At 70.1% G+C, this 24,764-nt stretch carries 25 protein-coding genes; 17 read left to right on the forward strand and 8 right to left on the reverse strand.

Going from position 1 to position 24,764, the window contains the following annotated elements; translation table 11 throughout:
- Positions 1 to 129 precede the first annotated feature (129 nt).
- The 4 genes from IE173_RS00105 (at position 130) to IE173_RS00120 (ending at position 4,020) form a co-directional block, all read left to right on the forward strand.
- A complete protein-coding gene (locus IE173_RS00105; RefSeq protein WP_191281369.1) occupies positions 130 to 672 on the forward strand; it encodes a hypothetical protein in 543 nt (180 codons plus the stop codon).
- 350 nt (positions 673 to 1,022) lie between these two features.
- Positions 1,023 to 1,451 carry a PKD domain-containing protein gene (locus IE173_RS00110; protein WP_191281370.1) on the forward strand — a complete coding sequence of 143 codons (429 nt, stop codon included), beginning with the start codon at positions 1,023 to 1,025 and terminating at the stop codon, positions 1,449 to 1,451.
- A gap of 95 nt (positions 1,452 to 1,546) precedes the next feature.
- Positions 1,547 to 2,884, forward strand: coding sequence for a S1C family serine protease (locus IE173_RS00115; RefSeq protein WP_191281371.1), 1,338 nt, complete (start codon positions 1,547 to 1,549; stop codon positions 2,882 to 2,884).
- Between the two features lie 59 nt (positions 2,885 to 2,943).
- Positions 2,944 to 4,020, forward strand: coding sequence for a glycosyltransferase family 2 protein (locus IE173_RS00120; protein ID WP_191281372.1), 1,077 nt, complete (start codon positions 2,944 to 2,946; stop codon positions 4,018 to 4,020).
- A gap of 72 nt (positions 4,021 to 4,092) precedes the next feature.
- Here IE173_RS00120 and IE173_RS00125 read toward each other — a convergent pair whose 3' ends face one another.
- Positions 4,093 to 6,789 carry a CDP-glycerol glycerophosphotransferase family protein gene (locus IE173_RS00125; protein WP_191281373.1) on the reverse strand — a complete coding sequence of 899 codons (2,697 nt, stop codon included), beginning with the start codon at positions 6,787 to 6,789 and terminating at the stop codon, positions 4,093 to 4,095.
- A 109-nt stretch (positions 6,790 to 6,898) separates the two neighbouring features.
- Here IE173_RS00125 and IE173_RS00130 point away from each other — a divergent pair, with 109 nt between their 5' ends.
- On the forward strand, positions 6,899 to 8,194 hold the full coding sequence (locus IE173_RS00130) for a CDP-glycerol glycerophosphotransferase family protein (protein WP_191281374.1): 1,296 nt from the start codon (positions 6,899 to 6,901) through the stop codon (positions 8,192 to 8,194).
- Positions 8,195 to 8,341: 147 nt separating this feature from the next.
- On the opposite strand, the gene IE173_RS00135 is transcribed toward IE173_RS00130, so the two are convergent.
- From IE173_RS00135 to IE173_RS00150, 4 genes are read right to left on the reverse strand one after another with little or no spacing between them, the layout of a single operon-like run.
- Positions 8,342 to 9,178 carry a hypothetical protein gene (locus IE173_RS00135; protein WP_229841768.1) on the reverse strand — a complete coding sequence of 279 codons (837 nt, stop codon included), beginning with the start codon at positions 9,176 to 9,178 and terminating at the stop codon, positions 8,342 to 8,344.
- A 15-nt stretch (positions 9,179 to 9,193) separates the two neighbouring features.
- The gene (locus tag IE173_RS00140) at positions 9,194 to 9,952 is read right to left on the reverse strand and encodes an ABC transporter ATP-binding protein (RefSeq protein ID WP_191281375.1); all 759 of its coding nucleotides are present in this window, start codon (positions 9,950 to 9,952) and stop codon (positions 9,194 to 9,196) included.
- Positions 9,952 to 10,761 (reverse strand): ABC transporter permease, encoded by an 810-nt coding sequence (locus tag IE173_RS00145; RefSeq protein WP_191281376.1) that lies wholly within the window; start codon positions 10,759 to 10,761, stop codon positions 9,952 to 9,954. Before IE173_RS00145 ends, IE173_RS00140 begins: the two co-directional genes overlap by 1 nt.
- A gap of 36 nt (positions 10,762 to 10,797) precedes the next feature.
- Positions 10,798 to 11,490 carry a phosphocholine cytidylyltransferase family protein gene (locus IE173_RS00150; RefSeq protein ID WP_191281377.1) on the reverse strand — a complete coding sequence of 231 codons (693 nt, stop codon included), beginning with the start codon at positions 11,488 to 11,490 and terminating at the stop codon, positions 10,798 to 10,800.
- A 235-nt stretch (positions 11,491 to 11,725) separates the two neighbouring features.
- Here IE173_RS00150 and IE173_RS00155 point away from each other — a divergent pair, with 235 nt between their 5' ends.
- From IE173_RS00155 to IE173_RS00170, 4 genes are all read left to right on the forward strand, one after another.
- A complete protein-coding gene (locus IE173_RS00155) occupies positions 11,726 to 12,739 on the forward strand; it encodes an ABC transporter ATP-binding protein (RefSeq protein ID WP_229841769.1) in 1,014 nt (337 codons plus the stop codon).
- Positions 12,740 to 12,753: 14 nt separating this feature from the next.
- Positions 12,754 to 14,328, forward strand: a complete 1,575-nt coding sequence (locus IE173_RS00160; RefSeq protein WP_191281378.1) for a hypothetical protein — start codon at positions 12,754 to 12,756, stop codon at positions 14,326 to 14,328.
- A 39-nt stretch (positions 14,329 to 14,367) separates the two neighbouring features.
- A complete protein-coding gene (locus tag IE173_RS00165; RefSeq protein WP_191281379.1) occupies positions 14,368 to 14,640 on the forward strand; it encodes a DUF3039 domain-containing protein in 273 nt (90 codons plus the stop codon).
- A 253-nt stretch (positions 14,641 to 14,893) separates the two neighbouring features.
- Complete coding sequence (locus IE173_RS00170) at positions 14,894 to 15,637, forward strand: hypothetical protein (protein WP_191281380.1); 744 nt, start codon at positions 14,894 to 14,896, stop codon at positions 15,635 to 15,637.
- Positions 15,638 to 15,694: 57 nt separating this feature from the next.
- On the opposite strand, the gene IE173_RS00175 is transcribed toward IE173_RS00170, so the two are convergent.
- Complete coding sequence (locus tag IE173_RS00175) at positions 15,695 to 16,987, reverse strand: nicotinate phosphoribosyltransferase (protein WP_191281381.1); 1,293 nt, start codon at positions 16,985 to 16,987, stop codon at positions 15,695 to 15,697.
- Between the two features lie 36 nt (positions 16,988 to 17,023).
- On the opposite strand from IE173_RS00175, the gene murI reads away from it, so the two are divergent.
- From murI to IE173_RS00215, 8 genes are read left to right on the forward strand one after another with little or no spacing between them, the layout of a single operon-like run.
- On the forward strand, positions 17,024 to 17,881 hold the full coding sequence (murI, locus tag IE173_RS00180; protein ID WP_191281382.1) for a glutamate racemase: 858 nt from the start codon (positions 17,024 to 17,026) through the stop codon (positions 17,879 to 17,881).
- Entirely contained in the window at positions 17,878 to 18,627 is a 750-nt protein-coding gene (gene rph / locus IE173_RS00185; protein ID WP_191281383.1) for a ribonuclease PH, read from the forward strand. Before murI ends, rph begins: the two co-directional genes overlap by 4 nt.
- Positions 18,624 to 19,202, forward strand: a complete 579-nt coding sequence (rdgB, locus tag IE173_RS00190; protein WP_191281384.1) for an RdgB/HAM1 family non-canonical purine NTP pyrophosphatase — start codon at positions 18,624 to 18,626, stop codon at positions 19,200 to 19,202. Before rph ends, rdgB begins: the two co-directional genes overlap by 4 nt.
- A 22-nt stretch (positions 19,203 to 19,224) precedes the next feature.
- Positions 19,225 to 20,142, forward strand: a complete 918-nt coding sequence (locus IE173_RS00195; RefSeq protein ID WP_191281385.1) for a cation diffusion facilitator family transporter — start codon at positions 19,225 to 19,227, stop codon at positions 20,140 to 20,142.
- Between the two features lie 16 nt (positions 20,143 to 20,158).
- A complete protein-coding gene (locus IE173_RS00200) occupies positions 20,159 to 20,761 on the forward strand; it encodes a metal-dependent transcriptional regulator (RefSeq protein WP_191282399.1) in 603 nt (200 codons plus the stop codon).
- Between the two features lie 43 nt (positions 20,762 to 20,804).
- Positions 20,805 to 21,719, forward strand: a complete 915-nt coding sequence (locus IE173_RS00205; protein ID WP_191281386.1) for a metal ABC transporter substrate-binding protein — start codon at positions 20,805 to 20,807, stop codon at positions 21,717 to 21,719.
- The gene (locus IE173_RS00210; RefSeq protein WP_191281387.1) at positions 21,716 to 22,447 is read left to right on the forward strand and encodes a metal ABC transporter ATP-binding protein; all 732 of its coding nucleotides are present in this window, start codon (positions 21,716 to 21,718) and stop codon (positions 22,445 to 22,447) included. The genes IE173_RS00205 and IE173_RS00210 overlap by 4 nt, the downstream gene beginning before the upstream one ends.
- Entirely contained in the window at positions 22,444 to 23,307 is an 864-nt protein-coding gene (locus tag IE173_RS00215; protein ID WP_191281388.1) for a metal ABC transporter permease, read from the forward strand. Before IE173_RS00210 ends, IE173_RS00215 begins: the two co-directional genes overlap by 4 nt.
- Here the strand turns inward: IE173_RS00215 and IE173_RS00220 are convergent.
- Together IE173_RS00220 and IE173_RS00225 are read right to left on the reverse strand one after the other, a co-directional pair.
- Complete coding sequence (locus IE173_RS00220) at positions 23,294 to 24,067, reverse strand: DedA family protein (RefSeq protein WP_191281389.1); 774 nt, start codon at positions 24,065 to 24,067, stop codon at positions 23,294 to 23,296. The genes IE173_RS00215 and IE173_RS00220 overlap by 14 nt on opposite strands.
- A gap of 51 nt (positions 24,068 to 24,118) precedes the next feature.
- Entirely contained in the window at positions 24,119 to 24,760 is a 642-nt protein-coding gene (locus tag IE173_RS00225; RefSeq protein WP_191281390.1) for a class I SAM-dependent methyltransferase, read from the reverse strand.
- Between the last annotated feature and the right edge of the window lie 4 nt (positions 24,761 to 24,764).

The following is a 24,764-nucleotide window of genomic DNA, read 5'->3' on the forward strand; positions in this document are numbered from 1 at the left end:
CCGGGTTCACTCTAGGGCCCCGGTCCTCCCCCGGCATGCGCCGGCGATGACCTCCCCCGATTGTGGTGTGGCTGATGCGCGGTGTGGATATCTCGCGTCGCGGCTTCGGGGCGTCGGTACCGTAGGGCCATGCGAACGCTGGTCGGTACGGTCGCCCTTGCCGGGGTGCTTCTGCTCGCGGGATGCGACGGAGGCACCCCGATCCCCACGCTGCCCCCGACACCCTCCGCAACGCCGATCTTCGCGTCGGAGGAGGAAGCCCTTGCCGCTGCAGAGCAGGCGTATGAGGCGTATAGGGAGATGTCGGACCTGATCTCAGGGGAGGGGGGTGTCGAGCCAGAGAGAATCGCTCCCTACGTGACTGACGATCGCTTGACGGACGAGCTGCGTGGGTTTCAGACGCTCCGAGAGGCAGGCCTACGGATCGCAGGGGAAGCCACGTTCAAGGTGCTCGACCTTCAACGATACGAGGAAGTGGCGGGCGACGCGGAGGTCGTCTTCTACGCATGTTCTGATCTCTCGGGGTCGCGCGTCCTTGATGCAAATGGCGTCGATGTGACTCCGGTCGACCGAGTCGATCGACTCGTGCTTGAGGTTGTCGTTCGCACAGTTGGCGGTTCGAAGCCTCTGCTACTTGAGAGCGACAACTCGTGGCCAGGCGAAACCTGCTAGCCGCAGCTCTCCTTGGGCTCGCAGTTGCGGTTGCTTTGGGGGACGCTCTGCCCGTCCACGCCGCGGACTCAACTTGCAGTTATCTCGAAACGCAACTAGGTGTCTGTTCTTCAGCCGATGGCGGTTCGGTCGAGCTCGTTGGTGAGGAGCAAGAACCGGGAGGCGGGAGCAGTCCCGGCGGTGGGTCGCAGAACCCGGCGCCGCCGAACGTTCAAGATCCGGCGTGCCTGCGCCCGCAGCCGAACCGCCCCGCATCCTGCTTCGAGGCGGACGAACCGGGGGAGCCCGGCATCCCGACGATCACGATTCGCGACATCGCCACCTTCATCCCCACCCCGGGCCGGCAGCAGATGGAGCCCGACGGCTGGGCAGTCGCGGGGCTCGACACGAACTTCTACGCGATCACCGGCCCGCACGTGGTGAACGGCACGCTGCTGGGGAGACCCGCCGATGTGCGATTCACTCCGGTGAGCTACCGCTGGGCCTATGGCGACGGCACGTCCGCGACGAGGAGCACACCCGGAGGCACCTGGGCGGCCCTCGGCATCGCCGAGTTCGAGCCGACGCCGACATCCCACGTGTACGAGCGTGTCGGCGACTACACGATCACCTTGTCGATCGTGTTCGCCGCCGAATACCGCTTCAACGGCGGGTCGTGGCGACCCGTCGTCGGCACGCTCACGGTGCCCGCGAACGACCTCCACATCCGGGTCGGCACCGCGAAGACGGTGCTTGTCGAACACGACTGCCTGGCGAACCCGGGCGGACCCGGATGCTGAACGTCGCACCCGAAGAACCAAAGTAGGCTCCCAGCGCGGCCATAACAGACCCACAGAATTCGGCGAGATGCTGGCTGCGCCGAAAGGAGCACTCGATGTCCGAGTCCGATCAGAAACCCGCCCCCCGCGTTCGCCGTCCGCGCGCTTCCACAACCCCCGGCACGACCGCAATGGAGACCACGACCCCGATTCCCGCGCCCCCCGCTGCCGCCGCGCCGCCCACCCCGGAAGACACCGCGCGTCCGCGGAACAACGCCGGCGTGCTCGTCGCCGTCGCCGCGGTCGCGGCACTCGTCGGCGGGGGATCGGGCGCCGGAATCGCGGCGTGGGCCGTCGCGTCGAACCTCGCCGCCGACCAGCAGAGCGCCGCGGAGCCGCAGACGATCACCGTCAACGATCCCGACGATGTCAACGTCGTCAACGCGGTCGCCGCGAAGGCGGGGCCCTCGGTCGTGACCATCTCCGTCAGCTCGCAGAGCGCCGGGGGCAGCGGCTCCGGTGTCATCCTCAGCGAAGACGGCTACGTGCTCACCAACAACCACGTCGTCACCCTCGACGGAGCGTCGAACAACGGCACGATCGAGGTGACGACCTCCGATGGCCACATCTACTCGGCTGAGATCGTCGGCACCGACCCGACCGTCGACCTCGCCGTCATCAAACTCATCGACGCGAGCGGACTCACGCCCATCGAGTTCGGCGATGTCGATGCCCTCGACGTCGGCGATCGTGCGGTCGCCATCGGTGCACCGCTGGGACTCGCCAACACCGTCACCGACGGCATCGTCAGCGTGCTCAACCGCAGCATCCAGATCGCCTCGTCGGCAGTGCCCGACGACGGCACCGAGGATGACAGCGACAGCGGTCAGGGACCGTTCAACTTCGACATCCCAGGCCAGCAGGGATCGACCGGGTCGGGCACGATCAGCATCCCGGTGATCCAGACGGATGCCTCGATCAACCCGGGCAACTCGGGCGGCGCGCTGGTCAACGACTCCGGTGAACTCATCGGCGTCGTCGTCGCGATCGCCACGGCGGGCGGCTCGAGCGGCAGCTCGTCGGGGTCGATCGGTGTGGGCTTCGCCATCCCCGCCGACCTCGCGCAGCGGGTGGCGAACGAGATCATCGAGAACGGCACCGCCACCCACGGTCTGCTCGGGGCGACGGTGCGTGACGCGTCGAGCGCCGACGGGTCGATCGTCGGCGCGATCATCGTCGACGAAGACGGCCTCGTCTCCGGCGGCGCTGCGGAAGCGGCCGGCCTCCAGCCCGGTGACATCATCACCGAACTCGACGGCGTGCCGATCACCGGCAGCATCGACCTCACCGCCCAGGTGCGGTTGCACGCCGGCGGGGCCGAAGCCGAACTCGTCTACGTGCGTGACGGCGAAGAGCACACCGTCACCGTGACCCTCGGCACGTACCAGCCCTGACCGCACCATCGCGCGGGTCGACTCGGGAAACACGTCGACCCGCGCGATAGGCTCGCGCCATGCCGAGCCGCGCTGTCTCCGGTGACTCCGGCTTCCCGAACTCGGGCCCACCCGTCGCGGTCTCGTACGTCATGCCCGTGCTGAACGAGGCCGGGTACCTCGAAGCCGCGATCGCGAGCATCGTCGGCCAGGATCATCCCGGCGACTTCGAGATCGTGCTCGCCGTCGGTCCATCGACCGACGGTACCGCCGACATCGTCGACCGGCTCGTCGCCGCCGACCACCGCATCCGCATCGTCGAAAACCCGGGCATGGACATCCCGATCGGTCTCAACCTCGCGATCGCGGCGAGCCGGCATCCGATCATCGTGCGCGTCGACGCGCACACCGAGCTGGCGCCCGGCTACACGAGCCGCGCCGTCGCCACCCTCGAACGCACGGGAGCCGCGAGCCTCGGCGGGGTGATGATCGCGACCGGCAAGCCCGGGCTGCAGGCAGCCGTCGCACGCGCCTACAACAGTCGCTACGGGCTGGGCGGCGGCGCGTACCACGGTGAGCAGGCGACCGAGGGTCCCGCCGAGTCGGCCTACATGGGCGTGATGCGAGCGGATGCCCTACGCGAGATCGGCGGATTCGACGAGACCCTGCGCCGCGGCGAAGACTGGGAGCTCAACTACCGCCTGCGTCAGGCCGGACACATCGTCTGGCTCGACCCGCAGCTGCGAGTCAGCTACTGGCCCCGCAGCACGCTGCTCAAACTGCACCGCCAGTTCTTCGCGACCGGGGTGTGGCGCGGCGAACTGGTGCGCCGCCTCGGCGCCCGCAACCCGCTGCGCTTCTTCGCGCCCCCGGTGCTGCTCATCTCGCTCGTGCTGTCGCTCATCCTGCTGCCCCTGCACTTGACGGGGGTGCTGAGCGGCTGGCTCGGCTGGATGCTCGCGCTCACCTACCTCGGGCCGATCGCCTACCTCGGCCTGCTGGTGGTGGCCGCCGTCACCACCCCCGGGTCGCTCGCCGACCGCATCCGCCTCATGGTCGTGCTCGCGACGATGCACCTCAGCTGGGGCGCGGGCTTCATCCTCGGCGTCGTGCGCGGTGCCCGGGATGTCGTCGACCGCTCCCGCACGGAGTCCTAAGGCACTAATCCGCCAATTCGGAGAGCACGCAAGGGGTAATCCGTCACAAATGCGACGGATTACCCGACCCCGTCAGCCGAGCCAGCCCTCCGCGAGCATGCGCTCGACGACACGGCGACCGGCGGCACCGTCGTCGCGGGGGCTGAAGCGTTCCCGCCAGGCTGCCGCCCGCGCGGCGTACTCGGGCTGCCCGTCGGCGGCGGCGAGGATCGCGTCGCGCAGGTCGTCGCGGGTCGACACCACCGGGCCGGGGGCATCGGCGAGCAGGTCGAAGTAGAAGCCGCGCAGATCGGCGCTGTAGTGGGCGAGGTCGGGGGTGAAGAACACGATCGGTCGCCCGGTGCCGGCGAAGTCGAACATCACCGAGGAGTAGTCGGTCACGAGAACGTCGGTGACGAGCAGCAGGTCGGCCATGTCGGGGTAGCTGGTGACGTCGATGAGGCCCGCGCCGACGAGGTCCTGCCCGTGGGCGAGGGTGCGCGAGTGACCGCGGGCGAGCAGCACGTGGCCGGCGTCGAGGTCGCGGGCGAAGGCGGCGAGGTCGACGAAGTCCACCATCTCGGTGCGGTCGTCGCGCCAGGTGGGGGCGTAGAGCACGACGCGCGCGCCATCCGGGATGCCGATCCGCTTCCGCACCTCGGCCGCCCGGGTGGGGGAGTGCAGCACGTCGTTGCGCGGGTAGCCCTCCTGCCAGATCGGGCGGCGCATCGCGTAGGCCGAGCGGAAGATCTCGGCCGAGTACGGGTTCTGGGCGAGCAGGGCATCCCAGCGGTCGCGTTCGCGCAGCACCGCGATGCGGGTGCGCAGCCCCCGCCCGCCACGGTCGAGCGCGAGCTTCTTGAGCATCGTGCCGTGCCAGGTCTGCAGCACCTTCTGGTGGCCCCGGCGGCGGTATCGCTTCCGCAGCCAGTCGTTGACGACGAGCGCCCGGGATGCGGCCCGGGCGCGCCACCAGGCCCGGCTGCCTTCGATGATGCGCACCCCGCCCGCGGGAACGGCCACCGACCCGTCGACGACGCTCCAGTAGCGGGTCACGTCGGGGCGCAGTTCGGTGAGCGCACGGTCGATGCCGAGCGGATTGCACGACGCCGACTGGCCGTAGAAGCTCTCGAAGAAGACGGCGTTCTCGGGTTCCGGGTGCGACGCCCGGTACTCGTGTTCGAGCCGCCGCTGGGCGACCGCACCCCGCTCGTCGACGGCGAGCGGCGCCGAGACCGTCACGACGACCCCGCCGGCGTGCGCGCCGACCGTCGCCCGGAACAGCTCGTGGTCGAGTTCCGCCGTGGCGGTGGTGACGCTGCGCGAGGTCCAGCCGGCGGGCGTCGCGAGTTGCAGCCGGTAGGCGTCGCTCGGCAGCGCGAGGTCGTCGGACCCCCACCGCGGGCCGAGCAGCTCGAACTCGGCGACGACGAGATCACCGGCAAGGGAGAGGATGCCGTCGACCCGCGCCCGGCGCCCCTCCAGCCGCGCCGCCGTCACGTCGCCCGAGATCGTCAGACGCAGCCGCGACCCCTCCGCCGACTCGACCGCGACGATCGGGCGCGGCCGCACCTCGACCGGCGGCGCGCTGACTCCGCGGGTGCGCTCGAGGATCTCGTCGAGCACCCGGCCGGTCGCCTCGCCCGTGACGTCGACGAACTCGTCGCGCAACCAGCCGCTGTGGCGCACCGCTTCGGGGTCGCTCTCGAGGGCCGCGCCGAGCAGGTCGAGTGCCCCCTCCCATCCGGTGGCGTAGCGACCTCCGCTGAACTCGCGGTACGGGTCGTAGAGCCCGCGCCGTTTCGCGTACTGCTCGAGGTCGGCGGCGAAGAACACGATCGGGCGACCGAGCAGCGCGAAGTCGAACGCGATCGACGAGTAGTCGGTGAGCAGCACGTCGATCTCGGGCAGCACGGTGTTGACGTCGCGCACCCGGTCGGCGCCGAGCATCCGCACCCGCGGGCTGCGCTCCGGGCCCGCCGCGTAATCACCCGCCCCGAGCGGATGCGGGCGCAGGTAGAGCACCGCGTCGTGCCGCTCGAGCCAGGCGGCGATGGCGTCCCACTGAGTGGACGTCGGCACGACGGGGTCGGCCTCACCGTCGCGCCAGGTCGGCGCATACAGGATCGTGCGGGCCGACCCGGCGTCGAGCACCGAGGTGGTTCGCGGCTCGGCGAGGGCGTCGTCGCGCGGGTCGCCCGTGACGGCGATGCGCGACCGGGGCACCCCGAAGGCGCTCGAGACGCGGGCGGCGACCAGTTCCGAGGCGACCGGGAACAGCCGGATGCCGCGGCCGGCGAATCGGTAGGCGCGGCTCACGAGGGCGCGCACCAGGCGGTGGTCGGGGAGGAACGACACCCGCAGCGTCGCGGGCGAGTCGAGGTGCAGGCGCTTGAGCGGGATGCCGTGCCAGAGCTGCACGACGAAACCGCCGCGCGTCGCGAAGCGGTTCACGTCGCCGAAGCCATGGGTGACGACGAGCACCTGGGCCCGGAGGGTGAGGCGGAAGCCCCGCCATCCGGTCTTGCGTTCCGCGTCGAGGCCGAGCGCGCGGGCCTCGGCGAGTTCGGCATCCGTCGTCGCGAGCCAGACCACTCGGGTGTCGCGTCCGAGGCGTTCGCGAGCCGCACGGTAGAGCGGCAGCGCGCCCTCGCCGACGCCGATGCCCGAACCGAAGACCCACAGGCGCGACGTGCGCGGCACGACGAGGCTCGCGAGCGCGCCGAGCGCGTACAGCGGCAGCCGCAGCACCTTGCGGGCGTTGCCGGCTCCGAACGTGAATCTCGCCATGGCGGGAGTGCGGGGCCTTTCTCACCGCCGCCATCGGCGGCACGGTCACGATTCTGTCACGGCGCCCCCGCGCGAATCGCTCAGGGCACGGGACTGATTCAATGGTCGAGTGTCGGTGCTGAGTGACCTCAAGGCCGTGCGTCGCGTCATCCGCAACGCGGTGCGCTCCCGGGCGACCCGCACCGAGCTCGCCGGGCGCCAGCCGGAGCTGCCCGAACCCGGCAGCATCCACATCGCCGTCTACTTCGCCGACACCCGGGTGAACCTGTACCAGATCCGGCAGTGGTACGCCCCGCTGGCCGAACTGGCGAAGCGGCATCCGGTGGCGATCATCACCCGCAGCCCCGGTGCGACGCTGACGCTGCTCGACGAGTCACCGGTGCCGGTCGTCTACCGGCGTCGGGTCGTCGACCTCGAAGAGTTCGTGGTCGAGCAGGATCTGCGGCTCGTGCTCTACGTCAACCAGAACCAGAAGAACTTCCAGATGTTCCGCTATGGGCGCATGTGGCATGTGTTCATCAACCATGGCGAGAGCGACAAGATGTACATGACCACGAACCAGTTCAAGGCGTACGACTACGCCCTGGTCGCCGGTCAAGCCGCGCTCGACCGGCTGTCACGCAAACTCTGGGCGTATGACGTCGAACACCGCGCCATCCCGATCGGCCGACCCCAGGCCGACCACTTCAGCGGCGAGCTGCGCTACCCCGACGACGACCGCATCGTCGTGCTCTACGCCCCCACCTGGGAAGGGGACCGGCCGGCGGCCGCCTACGGGTCGATCGCGACCCATGGTCAGGCGCTCGCCGCAGCCGTGCTGGCATCCCCCCGCCACCGGCTGGTGTACCGGCCGCACCCGCGCAGCGGGGTGATCTCCCGCGAGTACCGCGACGCGCACCGCGCGATCGTCGCGGCCATCGGTGACGCCAACCGCGCGGATGCCGGCGCCCACCACGTCTACGACGACGGCCCCGAACTCGGCTGGCAGCTGGCGGCGGCCGACGTCGCGATCACCGACATCTCGGCGATGATCTACGACCGTCTCGCGACCGGCAAGCCGATCCTGGTGACCCGCCCGTCGTCACCCGACGCCGAGATCGACGACGACGGCTTCCTCGGCGTCGTCGACTGGCTCACCGCCGACGAGGCCGGCGACATCCTGGCGATCGCCGATCGGGCGCTGCTCGACCCGGCCGCCCGCGAGAAGCTCGCGACCTGGTCGACCCACTACTTCGGCGACACGACCCCCGGTGTGGCGACCCAGCGGTTCCACGACGCGATCGACACCCTCATCGCCGAATGGGATCGGCACGCCCTCATCCATCTCGGCGACCGGCGGTCGTCAGAGAGCGACCCGCTCGACGAAGACGAGGACGAAGAGGGCCTGCCGCCGAGCGGCGACTGAGTGGTGCCGGAAGATCGTCGTTCCCGGCGCCGCCTCGTGTTCTCCCGGACATCCGGGGTTACACTGCCCACATCCTCGGCAGCGCCGGTTTGACTTCGGCCACGTCGGCGCTGTCGAGTGGCGGGACTGTCAGCGGGGAGCCGCAGGCTACTCCGCGGGCGGCAGCATCGGGTAGTTCGCTCGCCCACGAGGAAGCTTCGCCGGGCGGCGCGCCGTGACCGCCTTGGGTGCGCGTGGCGCCTTCGGGGCGCGTGGCGGCTTCGGCGGCTTGACCACCGCATCCAGGGTCGACGGGAAGACTGCGGGCGCCGGGCCGAACGCCGACCGCGACGAGGCCACGACCCGTCGGCCGAGCAGGTGGTTACCGCTGCCGCCGATGACGGCGCCGATGCCGAACGGGATGGCGCGGCCGATCACCGACGACCCCTGCGTCACGGCGAACTTGCGCACGAACGCCTTCTGCACGCGGTCGGCGATGGGGCCGAACACGGTCGCGGGGAGGCTCTTGGTCACCAGTTCGCCCCAGAACGCGGTGCGGGTCTGCTGACTACCGGCCGCCTGCCCGGCGAACTGGCGGATCAGCTCCTGCCCGCCGTTGCCGAGCATCATCGTCATAACGAGGGTGCGGGCGCGCTCCGGGTCGTCGACGGCGATACCGTGCACCTCGCACACCGACTGCGCGAACAGCGCTGTCGCTTCGAGGAAACCCGCGGTCTCGACTCCCGAGAGCACGATCGACGTGCCGATGCCGACGACCGGAATGGCGGCGCTCGCGCCGACGAGGGCGCCCCCGGTGGTGACGGCGGTCAGATAGCGCCGCTCGAGGATGGCGATGATCTGCGACGGGTTCGCGTCGGGGCGACGGGTGCGGATGCTGCGGATGTGGGCGAGCACCACCGGGCGGTGCACCGAGAGCAGCGCGTCGAAGCCCCGCTCGGCCGCCGAGGGCGACCGGTCGCCGAGAACCTCCAGCTCTCCGGTCATCGCCTCACCTCGGGTTCAGCCTTTCACGCCGTAGTCGGCGTTGTAGCGGGCGACCACCTCGCGGATCGGCGCATCGAGCACGAGCCGGCCCTTGTCGAGGTACAGGCCGCGCGTGCAGAACCGCAACAGATCCTTCTCGCTGTGCGAGACGAAGAACAGGGTGCGACCGCCCGCCAGCAGTTCCTCGATGCGGGTGTAGCACTTCGCCTTGAACGGGGCGTCTCCGACGGCGAGCACCTCGTCGACCAGGATGATCGGCTCTTCGAGGCGCGAGATGACGGCGAACGCGAGACGCACCTTCATGCCGCTCGAGAGGTGCTTGTACGGGGTGTCGACGAACTTCTCGAGCTCGGCGAAGCCGATGATCTCGTCGAAGCGTTCCGCGATCTCGCGGGTGGTCATGCCGTGGAGTCCGGCGGTGAGGTTGACGTTGTCGCGCACCGTCAGGTCGTTCACGAAGCCGCCGGTGATCTCGATGAGCGGGGCCACGCCGCCTTGGACGCTGACCACCCCCTCGTCGGGCAGCATCACCTGCGCGACCAGCTTGAGCAGCGTCGATTTGCCCTGCCCGTTGCGGCCCACGACCCCGATCGCCTCACCGGGGGCGACGTCGAACGACACGTTGCGCAGCGGCCAGAACTCGTCGGGGCGTCGCCGGCGGGTGCGGCCGCCGAACAGGTCTTTGAAGTTGCGTCGGGCGGCTCGGTTGCGGGTGAAGCGGATGCCGAGATCCCGCACGCTGATCGCCCCCTCGGGGCGCACCTCGGCATCCATCAGATCTCCTTCAGAACGCGGCGGATGCTGCCGCGGTAGACGAGGAAGCCGACGACGAGGAAGAGCACCGTCATCGCACCGCTGATCGCGACCGCGAACCAGTCGAGCTGCTCCGGGAAGAAGGCGGCCCGGTACAGCGAGAAGATGCCGGCGAGCGGGTTGAACGCCCCCCAGAAGCGCACCTCCGCGGGCAGGTCGCCGAGCCCGTAGATGATCGGCGACGCGTAGAACAGGAACCGCAGCACGAGCTTCACGGCGCGTTCGAGGTCGCGGAAGAACACCACGAGCGGGGCGACGAGCAAGCCGATGCCGAGGGTCAGCGTCGCCTGCAGCACGATCGCGAGCAGCCACCAGACGACGTCGATGTGCAGGGTCGCCCCGAAGAGCACGACGAACAGAGCCAGCACCGGGATGCTCGCGACGAACTCGATGCCCTTGCTGAGCACGAGGCGGGCGACCCAGATGGTGCGTGGGATCGTCGTCGACCGGATGAGCTTCGCCTCTTTGGTGAACGCCCGGGTGCTGTCCGAGACGGCGCCCGTGAACCACATCCACGGCAACAGGCCGGCGAGCAGGAACACGATGTACGGCTCGTGCCCGACCGTGCGGTCGAACACCTGCGTGAAGACGAACCAGTAGATGCCCGCCATGACGAGCGGGTCGAGGATCGACCACAGGTAGCCGAGCGCGCTCGTCGAGTACCGCACCTTGAGGTCACGGGTCGTGAGCAGCCAGAGCGATCGCCGGTAGCGCTCCAAGGGAGACCAGCGACGCCGCACCTCGGGGCGTGCGAGATCGTCGACAGTCACGCAGCAACATTAGCCGCGCGGCCTGATGCGATCAGGTCACACGAAGAGGTTGGCCCGCTCGAGGTCTTCGGCGAAGTCGATCTCGACCGCGTAGAGGTCGGAGATGTCGACCGGCGTGAAGCGCAGGCCATCCTGCTCGATCGCCAGCTCGATGCCGCGTTCGAAGTAGTCCTGGTCGGCAACCTTCTGCAGGTGACGGATGAGCGCCGCCTTGTCGTCGCGGGCGACGAAGTTGATGCCGACGGCCTCGCCGAGCCCGCCGACGACGGTCTTGGAGAGTTCCTTGATGTGGCCGTTCGCGTCGGTCGTGTACTTGACCTCTTCGTCGGACACCTTGGCGGTGTTGACGCTCACGAAGCTACGGTCGGCGGCGACGAGGTCGCCGGCACGCACCAGCGCCTCGGGGTCGAAGACGACGTCACCGTTCATCCACAGCACGCCGCCGTCCTTCGACGCCTGAAGCGCGCGCAGCAGCGACTTGCTGGTGTTGGTCTGGTCGTAGCGCTCGTTGTACACGTACGAGGCGTCGGGGAAGGCCTCGACGATGTGCTCGAGCTTGTAACCGACGACGATCGTCACGTTCACGTCGGCACCGAAGGCCTGGTGGATGTTGTCGAACTGCTGCTGCATGATGCTGCGGCCGTCGCTGAGTTCGGTGAGGGGCTTCGGCAACGAGCGGCCGAGACGGCTGCCCATGCCTGCTGCGAGGATCACGATCTGAGTCGTCATGGTCCAGTTCTCCTTCGGTGTGTCGCCTCTGCACCGACCTGCTGTGATCGGTGCTGAATGAGGGCCACGCGTTGGAGTGATTTCACTCGTTGTTCACCGCGCGACCGTTGTGCAAGACACCCCGTTGTGTCCCCGAATTCTATCGGCGGGGTTGTGGAAAACCCCAGGAGGTTGACACGACCGTTCCCGGATCGTGATGAAACTCTCTCGCAACCCGCATTGATACGGTGGACCGGTGGAACCCGACCGCGACGCCCCGCCCCGCAAGGGCCCGGGTGGACGAACGGTCGCCGCCCGTCCCGGCGCAGCACGCGGTGCCGGAACGATCAGCAGCCGTCCCCCCGAGCAGGTGGCGGTCGCCGTCGCGCCCCCGGAGCCGACCGCTACTCCGACGGTCGCTCCGACGGCAGCGCCGGTGGCGAAGGCCCCGAAGCGGCCGAAAGCCGTGCGCCGCCCGGCTCGCGTGACCCCCCAACCCGTCATCGCATCCACAGCTGCGCTCTCGGTGCGCAATCTCACGAAGCGCTTCGGCAACGTCACGGCGGTGGATTCCGTCGACCTCGAGATCCAGGCCGGCACGTTCTACGGATTCGTCGGCCCGAACGGCGCGGGCAAGACCACCACCCTGGCGATGATCACCGGGCTGCTGCGTCCCGATTCGGGGGTCGTGCGCATCCACGGAGCGGATGTCTGGCGCAACCCGGGCGTCGCGAAGAGGTCGCTGGGCGTGCTGCCCGACAACCTCCGGCTGTTCGACCGCCTCACCGGCGCGGAGTTCCTCCACCACGCGGGAGCCCTGCGTCGGCTCGACAAAGAGACCATCACGCATCGCGTCGACGATCTCGCCGCCGGGTTCGGCCTGCGCCACTCGCTCGACCGATTCATCTCCGACTACTCGGCCGGGATGATGAAGAAGATCGCCATCGCGGCGGCGATGATCCACTCGCCGCGGCTGCTCGTGCTCGACGAGCCGTTCGAGTCGGTCGACCCGGTGTCGGCGGCATCCGTCATCGCCATCCTCAAGAAGTACGCCGAAGCCGGCGGCACGGTGCTGTTGTCGAGCCACAGCATGGGGCTCATCGAGCGCACGTGCGACGCGGTGGCGATCATCGCCAACGGCAGGATGCTGGCCGCGGGTCCGCTCGCCGACGTGCTCGACGGCGAAAGCCTCGAGACCCGATTCGTGGAACTCGCCGGCGGCGCGGGCGCGGTGGAGGGCATGGAGTGGTTGCAGAGCTACTCCGACTGAAAACGCGGCTGCTGGTGAACGCGTTCCGCGTTCCCGGCGCCGCGAAGTGGGCGGCACTCGGCGTCGTGCTCGCCGGTGCCGGCATCGTGCTGCTGTGGAACGGCGCCGCGCTCGCCTCCGAGCTGGATGCCGTCACCCGTCACCGGGTCGTCGTCGTCGCCGGGGCTCTCGCGTCGCTCGGGGCGTTCGTCATCCCGCTCGTCATCGCGCGGTCGCAGCTGCTGCACCCGCGGGCGCTCTGGCTCTTCGGGTTCCGGCCGCTGTCGATCGCCGGAGCGGTTCTGCTGACGACACTCGTCGGCCCGGCGCTGCTGCTCGTGCCGGTGGCCCTCGCCCCGCTGCAGCTGTGGACGGGACCGGCCGTCGCGACGGCGACGCTCGCGGTGCCGCTCATCGTCATCGAAGGCGTCTTCGCCGCGCGGATCGGGGTCGTGATCGGTTCCGTGCTGCTCCACCGTCCCCGGGTCGGCGCCCTCATCCGCGCCCTCGCCGTGCTCATCTTCGTCGCCGGAGCCCTCATCATCGTCGCGCACCTCGCCCCGACCCTCGCGGAGCTGCTGCCCGCGGCGTGGTGGCCGACCGTGCTCGTCGTCGTCGTCGCACTCGCCCCGCTGCGCGATCCCGCGATCGCCGACACCCTCACGGCTCTTCCGCTCGGAGCGTTCTGGCGAGCCCCGTCGCACCAAGCCGCCGGAGACGCCGCCCTCGTCAGCCAGGACTTCGCGCTCGGCGCACTGACCATCGCGGTGCTCGTCCTCATCTGGATCGCGTCGCTCGCCTATCAACTGCGACCGACCCGCCGCATCCCGCGCGAACGTGCCGCCCTCGTTCCCGGATGGTTCCGGCGCCTGCCCTCGACGCCGGTCGGCGCGGTCGCCGCCCGCAGCTTCACCTACTGGGCCCGCGACCCGCGCTACCGCACCGCGCTCGCCGTGCTGCCCGCCGTGCCGGTCGTCACCCTGCTGGCGATGTGGATCGCCGGCATTCCATTCTCGATCGCGACCCTCGTGCCGCTCCCGCTCGTCGTGCTGCTGCTCGCCTGGGGCACCCTGCACAACGACGTCGCCTACGACTCGACCGCGATGTGGACCCAGCTCGCCGCCCACACCCGAGGCGTCGACGACCGGATCGGCCGGATGCTGCCGGTGCTCGCGATGGGGGTGCCCGTCGTGCTGGTCGGCACGGTGCTGACCGCATGGGCGCACGGCGACTGGATGATCGCGCCCGCCGTGTTCGGGGTGGCGACGGCGATCCTGCTCGGCGGCATCGGAGTCTCGAGCGTCATCTCCGCGAACCACCCGTACCCGGCGACGCGGCCCGGCGACGCGCCCTTCCAGCAACCGCAGGTTCCCGGAGCGAGCGGCAGCGGCATCCAATTCGGGTCGATCGTGCTGATCCTGCTCGTCGCCGCCCCGGCGATCACCGCGACCGTCGTCCACCTGCTCGGCGTGCCGGGGCCCTGGGTCTGGCTCGCCCTCGCCGTCGGGGTCGGGGTCGGACTGCTGGCCTTCGCAAGCGGCATCCGCGTCGGCGCCGCCGCCTACGACCGCAGCACCCCCGAACTACTCGACTTCGCCGCCCGCCACTGACCCGTGCGGGCGGGCCGCCGCGGCCGTACCCTAGGGGGCATGGCCGAACTGGATCGCGGACCCGACACCGTCGGAGGCGGAACCGACACCCTCGACCGTGAGCTCGAGAAGCTTCTTGAAGACGCCCAGCTGGAAGACGGCGACCACGAGCGCTTCTCGCACTACGTGCAGAAGGAGAAGATCCTCGAATCCGCCGTCACCGGCAAGCCGGTGCGCGCCCTGTGCGGCAAGAAGTGGATCCCCGGTCGCGACCCCGAGAAGTTCCCCGTCTGCCCCGACTGCAAGAAGATCTACGAGCGCCTGAAGGGCTGACCCCTTCCCAGGCGGTAATCCGTCGCAATTGTGACGGATTACCGAGGCTGCCCTGCCCGATCTGACGGACTAGTCGACGCTCGTCGTCATGGTCTTCCGCGACGACGTTCCCTTTAGAGTTTCCGATGCCGTGCGGGCGGGTCGATCACGGGCTTCGGTCGACTCCGAGCACTACGCGATGCCGTTCCAGGGTGTCAGGCTGCCGCTCGGAACTGACGATCTCACGGCACGCTGCCACGCGTACGCGCTACGGATGCGGAACGATGCAGCCTTCACCTCGGTGACCGCCGCCGCGCTGTGGGGCATCCCGCTCCCCGCGTACGTCGATCACTCGAGGTTGCACGTCTCGGTCCCCCACGGGCGTCCGCGCCCGCGTTCCCGTGGAGTCGTCGGGACTGAGCGCACGTTCGCCAGCGAAGCGGTCACACTCGGCGGCCTTCGGGTCTTGACCCCACTCGCAACGTGGGCCTCCCTCGCGACGGCCATCGGGATCGCTGATCTCATCGCAGCAGGCGATGACCTGGTCGGAGATCGTCGCGGGCATCCTCTCGTCGAGATGGGGCAGCTCCTGTCGATCGCCGGGCGTCGGGTGATCGGCGCGCCGCGACTGCGGATCGCTGCGCCACGTGTCCGGGTCGGAAGCCGATCGCGCCCCGAGACCCTGTCGCGCGTCCTCTTCGTCGAGAGCGGGATCCCCGAACCGCAGCTGAACTTCCCGATCCCCGAACTGGGTGTCTACCTCGACCTCGCCTGGGAGGATGCTCGCTTCGGCTACGAGTATCAGGGTGGCCACCACGTCGGCGTGGAGCAGCATGCCGCCGATATCCGCCGCCAGGAGCGCGTCCACGATGTCGAATGGCTGCTGATGGAAGCGACGAAGTACGACCTGTTCGATGCTCCTCTTCTGACTGTTCAGCGAGTCCGGTCACGGCTCGAGTCGCGGGGCCTTCGCGCGCGCGGCACTAATCCGCCAAAGTGGGCGCTGCCGAGACGCTGATCCGTCACAATTGCGACGGATTAGATCGACGGCACGCTGACAGGGCGCGGCGACGGGTCAGATGTAGACGGTGGGGATGACGGGGTCACCTTGGGAGAGACGGAACGCGGCGAGGGGGAGCTCGCCGATCGCGGCGGCGTGGTGGTCGCGGGCGGCGGCCACACCGGCGGGGCCCAGGTGGGCGGGGTCGGCGACGCCGTCGCGCACGAGGTCGACGAGCAGTCCGCGGCCCGGTTTGGGCAGCGTCTCGGGTTCTTCGACGTAGATGGTCTCCTCGACGGCGACCCCGTGGTCGAGGCTGCGCACAGGCACCTTGCGTCCGGCGACGGTGGCCTTGCCGTCCGAGCGTTTCCCGACGGGCAACCATGAACCCGACGGGTCCTGGTGGGCGACGAGTTTGTACACCATCCCGGAGGCGGGGGCGCCGGATCCGGTGACGACCGAGGTGCCGACGCCGTAGGAGTCAACGGGCGCGGCCCGCAGTGCCGCGATCGTGTTCTCGTCGAGGTCGTTGGTGACGGTGATGCGGGTGCCGGTGGCCCCGAGCGCGTCGAGTTGGGCCCGCGCGGAGGCGACGACGACGCCGAGGTCGCCCGAGTCGATGCGGATGGCGCCCAACGAGGTTCCGGCCACGCGGATCGCCGTCTCGATGCCGGTGGCGATGTCGTAGGAGTCGACCAGCAGCGTGGTGCCGACGCCCATCGCCTCGACCTGGGCGGCGAACGCCTCCTCTTCGGAGTCGTGCAGCAGGGTGTAGGAGTGCGCGGCGGTGCCCATCGTCGGAACGCCCCAGGTGCGGCCGGCTTCGAGGTTCGAGGTCGCCGCGAATCCGGCGATGTAGGCGGCGCGGGCGGCGGCGACCGCGGAGCGCTCCCCGGTGCGGCGTGAGCCCATCTCGGCGAGGGGCCGGCCGTCGGCGGCGGCGACCATCCGGGCGGCGGCGGAGGCGACGGCGGAGTCGTAGTTGAGGATGCTGAGCGCCAGCGTCTCGAGCACGACCGCTTCGGCGAAGGTTCCTTCGACGATGAGGATCGGCGACCCGGGGAAGTAGACCTCGCCCTCCTGGTATCCCGCGATCGACCCCGTGAAGGTGTACGACGCGAGCCAGTCCAACGTCGCCTCCGACACGACCCCGGCCGAGCGCAGCCAGGCGATCTCGGCATCCCCGAACCGGAACTCGGCGAGCTGTTCCAGCAGACGCCCGGTGCCGGCAACGACCCCGAACCGTCGCCCCGCGGGAAGCCGCCGGCTGAACAGCTCGAACACGCAACGCCGCGACGCGGTGCCATCGCGCAACGCTGCGTCGATCATCGTGAGCTCGTAGCGGTCGGTGAGCAGGGCGCTCGTCATTCGTCGAGCCTATCCGCGCAGGCGACCCGACTACCCTTGACCTCTGTGACCCCCCGAACGAACGCGCCCATCGGCGTCTTCGACAGCGGGGTCGGCGGACTCACCGTGGCCCGCGCGATCCTCGACCAGTTGCCCCACGAGCGCGTGCTGTACGTCGGCGACACGAAGCACTCGCCGTATGGGCCGAAGCCGATCGCCGAGGTGCGTGCCTACGCCCTCGAGGTGCTCGACGATCTCGTCGCTCAGGGCGTCAAGGCGCTGGTGATCGCCTGCAACACCGCGAGTGCGGCGATGCTGCGGGATGCCCGCGAGCGCTACGAGGTGGCGTTCGGCATCCCCGTCGTCGAGGTCATCCAGCCGGCCGTGCGGGCGGCGGCGCGGGCGACCCGCAACGGACGCGTCGGGGTGATCGGCACGGCGGGCACGATCCAGTCCCGGGCGTACGACGATGCGTTCGCCGCGGCCCCGGCCGTGGAGCTGTTCAGCCAGGCGTGCCCGCGATTCGTCGAGTTCGTCGAGGCGGGCATCACGAGCGGGCCCGAGCTGTTCGCGGTCGCCGAGGAATACCTGGCGCCCCTGAAGGCCGCCGATGTCGACACCCTGGTGCTCGGGTGCACGCACTACCCGCTCATGTCGGCGGCGATCCAGTACGTCATGGGCCCCGGCGTGCGGCTCGTGTCGAGCGCGGAGGAGACGGCGGCGGATGTCTACGGGCGACTGGTCTCGGCAGGCCTCGAGCGCACCGACCCGACACCCCCGCGGCACGCGTTCGAGTGCACGGGCGACGACAAGGCCGCCTTCCTGAGGCTCGCCCATCGCTTTCTCGGTCCGGAGGTCTCGCATGTGGAGACCTTCGAGACCGGCACCATCCCCATCCAAGGAGTAGCCCCATGACCACCCCCTCGCATGAGCAAGGTGGCCGCGTAGACGGCCGCACCCCCGACGAGCTCCGCCCGATCACGATCGAACGCGGCTGGAGCACCCAGGCGGAGGGCAGCGCGCTCATCTCCTTCGGCAACACCAAGGTGCTCTGCACGGCGTCGTTCACGAACGGCGTTCCGCGCTGGCTCACCGGCAAGGGCAAGGGCTGGGTCACGGCGGAGTACGCGATGCTGCCGCGGGCGACCAACGACCGCTCCGACCGCGAGAGCGTGAAGGGCCGCATCGGCGGCCGGACGCACGAGATCTCCCGGCTCATCGGGCGCAGCCTGCGAGCGATCATCGACACGAAGGCGCTCGGCGAGAACACGATCGTGATCGACTGCGACGTGCTGCAGGCCGACGGCGGCACCCGCACCGCGGCGATCACCGGCGCCTACATCGCGCTCGTCGACGCCGTCGAGTGGGGCCGCGAGAAGGGCTTCATCGGCAAGAACGCCAAGGCGCTGCTCGATTCGGTCGCGGCGGTGAGCGTCGGCATCATCGACGGCGTTCCGATGCTCGACCTCGCCTACGTCGAAGACGTGCGGGCCGAGACCGACATGAACGTCGTGATGACGGGTCGCGGCCTGTTCATCGAGGTGCAGGGCACCGCCGAGGGCGCGCCGTTCGACAAGCGCGAGCTGGATGCGCTGCTCGAGCTCGCCGGTTCGGGTGTCGCCCGGCTCACCGAGATCCAGGCCGCAACGCTGGTCTCGTGACCACCTTCGTTCTCGCCACCCACAACGCCCACAAGGTGCAGGAGCTGCGCCGCATCCTCGGCGACCGCCTCGGGCCGCACGACCTGATCGGCTACGTCGGCCCGGCGCCGATCGAAGACGGCGACTCCTTCGAGGCGAACGCGCTCATCAAGGCCCGCGCCGCGCACGCCCACACCGGGCTGCCGGCTCTCGCCGACGATTCGGGAATCGCCGTCGCGGCGCTCGGCGGTGCCCCGGGAATCGACTCGGCGCACTACTCCGGGTCGCGCGACGACGGCGCCAACCTGCGGCACCTTCTCGCCGAACTCGGGGGCGTGAACGACCGGTCGGCCCATTTCGTCTGTGCGGCAGCTCTCGTCGATGCCGAGGGCGAGTACGTGGTGCGGGGCGAGTGGCCGGGCACGGTGCTGACCGCCCCCGCGGGTCACGGCGGTTTCGGCTACGACCCGGTCTTCCGACCCGACGGCGAGTCCCGCAGCGCCGCCGAGCTCACTCCCGCCGAGAAGGATGCCGACAGCCACCGCGCGCGGGCGTTCGTGGCCCTCACCGAGGAGCTGCGCCGCCGCTACGGCTGAGGCGGCCGCGGCGCAGGGGAGAATGGATGCCGTGAGCCACGATCATGGGCACGGCGCGTCGACCAAGGGTCGGCTGGCGATCGCCTTCGCGATCGTCGCCGTCGTGCTGGTCGTTCAGGTCGTCGGGGCGGTGTTCTCGGGGTCGCTCGCGCTGCTCGCCGACGCGGGTCACATGGCCAGTGACGCGATCGGTCTGCTCGTCGCCCTGATCGCGAGTGCCTGGGCGAGCCGGCCGGCGACCGACCGGCACACGTTCGGCTTCCGCCGGGTCGAGGTTCTCGCGGCGCTGTTCAACGGGGTGCTGCTGACCGTCGTCGCCGTGGTGGTCGCGATCGAGGCGATCCGTCGCCTGACCGCGGCTGACCCGCATGAGCCTCTCGGCATCCCGATGCTCATCGTCGCCGGCATCGGTCTGCTCGCCAACGTCGCCGCCTACCTGGTGTTGCGTGGCGGCGACCGGCGGTCGATGAACATGCGCGGCGCGACGCTCGAGGTGCTCGGCGACCTGTTCGGGTCGATCGCTGCCGTGGTCGCCGGCGTCGTGCTGATCACCACCGGGTTCGCCGCGGCCGACGCGATCGCGTCGCTCGTGATCGCGGCGCTCATCGTTCCGCGGGCGGCGCTGCTGCTGCGCGACGTCGTGCGGGTGCTCACCGAGTCGGCGCCGCGCGAGACCGACGTGACCCTGATCCGCGAGCACCTGCTGGAGACTCCCGGGGTCGTCGCGGTTCACGACGTGCACGTCTGGGCGATCACGTCGGGAGCCCCGGTGTTCACGGCGCACGTGGAGTGCGACCCGGAGGTGTTCGCGAGCGGCCGCACGGGCGAGATGCTCGAGAGCCTCGGCGCGTGCCTGCACGGGCACTTCGACGTCGAGCACTCGACGTTCCAGCTGGAGCCCGCCGGGCACTCCGAGCGCGAGGAGCCCGCCCATCGTTGAGTCGTCGCCCGGCACGCTGTCGACCGTCGCCGAGAACTACCTCAAGGTCATCTACGGCCACACCGAATGGCAGCCGCATCCGATGACGTCGTCGCAGCTCGCGGCGCGGCTCGGGCTCGCCGCGTCGAGCGTCACCGAGATGGTGAAGAAGCTCACGGTGCAGGGGTTCGTCGAGCACGCCCTCTACGGAACGATCGTGCTCACCGCGCGCGGACGGGCGGAGGCGCTGCGGATGGTGCGCCGTCACCGGCTCATCGAGACCTGGCTGGTGAGCGAGTTCGGCTACGGCTGGGACGAGGTGCACGACGAGGCGGAGGTGCTCGAGCACGTCGTGAGCGACCGCATGATCGACGCGATCGACGCGCGCCTGGGGCATCCGACGGCCGACCCGCACGGTGACCCGATCCCCGGGGCGGATGGCGTGGTGCCGCCGGCCCGCGGGGTGCGGTTGAGCGAGGTGGCGGCCGCAACGGGCGAGGTGCGGGTGGTGCGCATCAGCGACAGCGACCCCGACGTGTTGCGGCTGCTGGAGGGTCGCGGCATCGGGGTGGGCACGACGTTCGACCCGGAGGGCCTTCCCGTCGAGGCGGCCCGGGCGGTCTGGGTGACCGTCGACTGATCCCGATTTCGGTTGCCCGAAGAATCTCGGGTAAAGTTTCGGTGTGCCGAAATCTCGCCGTCGAGTGCTCGTCCCGCTCGTCGCCGTGCTCCTGGCGGCGCTCGCCGGATGCGGCACCCCCGCGCCCGAGAAGGAGCGCCCCCTTGTGCTCGCCACCTTCACCGTGATCGCCGACATCGCCCGCAACGTCGCCGGCGAGCACCTCGACGTCGAGTCGATCACCAAGGTCGGGGCCGAGATCCACGGCTACGAGCCGACCCCCGGCGACCTGCGTCGGGCCGCGGGGGCCGACCTGATCATCGACAACGGGCTCGGGCTCGAAGCCTGGTTCGAGCAGTTCCTTCAGGATGTCGACGCCCCCCGCGTGACGGTGTCGGACGGCGTCGAGCCGATCGACATCGCCGCCGACGCCTACGCGGGCCGCCCGAACCCGCACGCCTGGATGTCACCGCTCAACGTCGAGATCTACGTCGACAACCTCGTGGCGGCGTTCTCGGAGCTCGATCCGCAGCACGCCGCCGACTACGCCGCGAACGGAGAGGCGTACGCGGGCGAGCTGCGCACGGTGCACGACGAACTCGTCGCCGACCTCCACACGCTGCCCGCCGACGCCCGCGCGCTCGTGACCTGCGAAGGCGCCTTCTCGTATCTCACCCGCGACACCGGTCTCACCGAGATCTACATCTGGCCGGTCAACGCCGAACAGCAGGCGACGCCGCAGCAGATCGCCGGCGTCATCGATGCGGTGGAGGCCGACGACATCCCGGCGGTGTTCTGCGAGTCGACGGTGTCCGACCGACCGATGCAGCAGGTCGTCGAGGCGACCGGAGCCGCGTACGGCGGGGTGCTCTACGTCGACTCGCTGTCGGAAGCCGACGGCCCGGTGCCGACCTACCTCGACCTGCTGCGCTACAACGCGCGCACGATCACCGCCGCGCTCACCGGGAGCGACGGATGACGGCGGCGATCGCGGTCGACGCGCTGTCGGTGCGCTACGGGGAGGTCGTCGCCCTCGACGACGTGCACCTCGACCTGCAACCGGGGCGGGTGTGCGCGCTCATCGGCATGAACGGCTCGGGCAAGTCGACCCTGCTCAAGGCGATCGTCGGGCTGGTGCGGCCGACGCACGGCACCGTGCTTCTCGACGGCGAGTCGCCCGCCCGCGCCCGCCAGCGCGGCACCCTCGCCTATGTGCCGCAAAGCGAAGACGTCGACTGGCGGTTCCCGGTGTCGGTGCGCGACGTCGTCATGATGGGCCGCTACGGGCGTCAGGGCTTCACCCGGCACCCGCGGGCCGAAGATCGCGCCGCCGTCGCCGAGGCGCTCGCCCGTGTCGACCTCACCGACCTCGCCGACCGGCAGATCGGCAGGCTTTCGGGCGGGCAGCGCAAGCGCGCGTTCGTCGCCCGTGGGATCGCGCAGGATGCCGGCATCCTGCTGCTCGACGAACCGTTCGCGGGCGTCGACAAGCCGTCTGAAGGCACGATCGTGCGCCTGCTGCGTGATCTCGCGGCCGAGGGTCGCACGGTGCTCGTCACGACGCACGACCTCGCCTCCGTCGCGGCGCTCGCCGACGAGGCGGTGCTGCTGCTGCAACGGGTGCTCGTGCACGGCACCCCCGCCGAGGTGCTCACCCCCGAGAACCTGAGCCGCGCGTTCGGCCTCGAGACCGGAGCCGACCGATGAACCCCCTCGACTTCCTGCTCGAGCCGCTCGGCTACGACTTCATGGTGCGCGCCCTCGTCACGAGCGTGCTCGCCGCCGTCGTGTGCGCGCTGCTGTCGTGCTGGCTGGTACTCATCGGCTGGTCGCTCATGGGCGACGCGGTCTCGCACGCCGTGCTTCCCGGGGTGGTGCTCGCCTACGTCGTCGGGGCGCCGTTCGCGCTCGGAGCGATCGTGTTCGGCATCCTCGCCGTCGTGCTCATCGGCGCGGTGCGCTCACCAGGACGCATCAAAGAGGATGCCGCGATCGGCATCGTCTTCACGGTGCTGTTCGCGCTCGGGCTGGTGCTGATCTCGGTCACCCCGAGCCAGACCGACCTCGCGCACATCGTGTTCGGCAACGTGCTCGGCGTCTCGACGGGCGACCTCATCCAGGTGGCGATCCTCGCCGTCGTCGCGATCGCCGTGCTGCTCGTCAAGCGCCGCGACCTCACGCTGTACGCCTTCGACCCGACGCATGCGCATGCGATCGGGCTGTCGCCGCGGCTGCTCGGAGCGGTGCTGCTCGGGCTGCTCGCCGTCACCGCCGTCGTCGCGCTGCAGGTGGTCGGCGTCGTGCTCGTCGTGGCGCTGCTCATCATCCCGGGGGCGACGGCGTTCCTGCTCACCGAACGGTTCGGCCGGATGCTGGTGATCGCGCCGGTGACGGCCGCGGCATCCGCCGTCACCGGCATCTACCTCAGCTACTGGCTCGACGTCGCCTCGGGCGGCATGATCGTGCTCGTGCAGGGCGTGCTGTTCGCGCTCGCGTTCCTGTTCGCCCCGCGGCACGGGGTGGTGTCGCGGCTGATGGCGACGCGGGCCCGGACTACTGCTCTTTGACGCGCCCGGTCTGACCCTCTTCGAAGATGTCGGCGATGGCCGCGGAGTCGTCGAGCGGCTCGTCCTGCCCGAGGCGACGGGCCTTGCGAGCCTTCAACGTCGCCTGGATGTAGTGGTACGCCGTCGGCACGATCGCGCAGGCGACGGCGAACAGCAGGATGAGGTCGATGTACTCGGTGACGAAGTCGGCGACGGGCGGGATGAACCCGAGCAGGAATCCGGCGAAGGTGAGGCCCGCACCCCAGATGAGCGCACCGATCGCGTTGTACAGCGAGTACTTGCGGTAGTTCATGTGCCCGACGCCCGCGGCGATCGGGGTGATGGTGCGCACGACCGGCACGAAACGGGCGATGATCACGGCGAGCGGGCCGAAGCGGTCGAAGAACTTGTTCGTGCGGATGACGTTGTCTTTCGAGAAGAAGCCGCTCTCGCGTCGTTCGAAGATGCGCGGGCCCGCCTTGTGCCCGATGAGATACCCCACCTCACCGCCGGCGAACGCCGCGACCGCGATGCACAGGCACACCAGCCAGATCGGGATGAGGATGCCGGCCTGGCTCACGGTCATGGTGCCGGTGAAGGTCAGCAGTCCGGTGATCACCAGCAGAGTGTCGCCCGGCAGGATGAAGCCCACCAGCAGCGCCGTCTCGGCGAACACGATGAGGCACACCACGAGCAGTGCCCACGGCCCTGCGGCCTGGATGATCGCGGCCGGGTCGAGCCACGGAATGAGGCCGTTCGCGGCGGCGGGGAGGCTGTGCATCCGCTCAGCGTACCGGGCGGCACTGCACGCCACCCGGGGGTGAGCCCCCGGCTACTTTCGGCGCAGCAGCACGACGACGTCGACGAGGGTGCCCGGGTCGCCGCTCGGCGCGACGACGCTGCGCTCCCGGTGCTCGGCCAGCACGATCTCCCAGTCGTCGCCGAGGGCGAGGGCCGCGACCTCGCCCTCCGCGTCGAGCAGCGCCTCGTCGTGGTGGGCGTGCTCGGACCACGGTGGGGGAGCGAGGTGCGACACGATCGCGACGTGCCCTCCCGGGGCGACGTGGGCGACCACGCGGCGCAGGATCTCGGTGCGCGGCAGCTCTTCGCGGGAGTGGAAGAAGGATGCCGTGACGAGGTCGATCTCGCCCTCCGGCTCCCAGGTCGACAGGTCGTGTGCCTCGAACACCGCGTGCTCGTCGACGCCGGCCTCGACGGCAGCTGCGTGGGCCCGGGCGACCGCGGTCGGGGAGATGTCGACCCCGAGCACGCGCCAGCCCTGCCGGGCGAGCCAGATCGCATCCGCTCCCTCGCCGCAGCCGAGGTCGACGGCGCGACCGGGTGTCAGGTCGCCGACGACATCCACGAGGGTGGCGTTCGGGTTTCCCGACCAGCGTTGCGGCTGCTCCCGGTAGCGGAACTCCCATGCTTCTGCGGGTGTGACGGACGGCTCGTGCGACTCATGAGGGCTCACCTCT

The sequence above is a fragment of the Pseudolysinimonas yzui genome, from assembly GCF_014653215.1.
Lineage (GTDB): Bacteria > Actinomycetota > Actinomycetes > Actinomycetales > Microbacteriaceae > Pseudolysinimonas_A > Pseudolysinimonas_A yzui.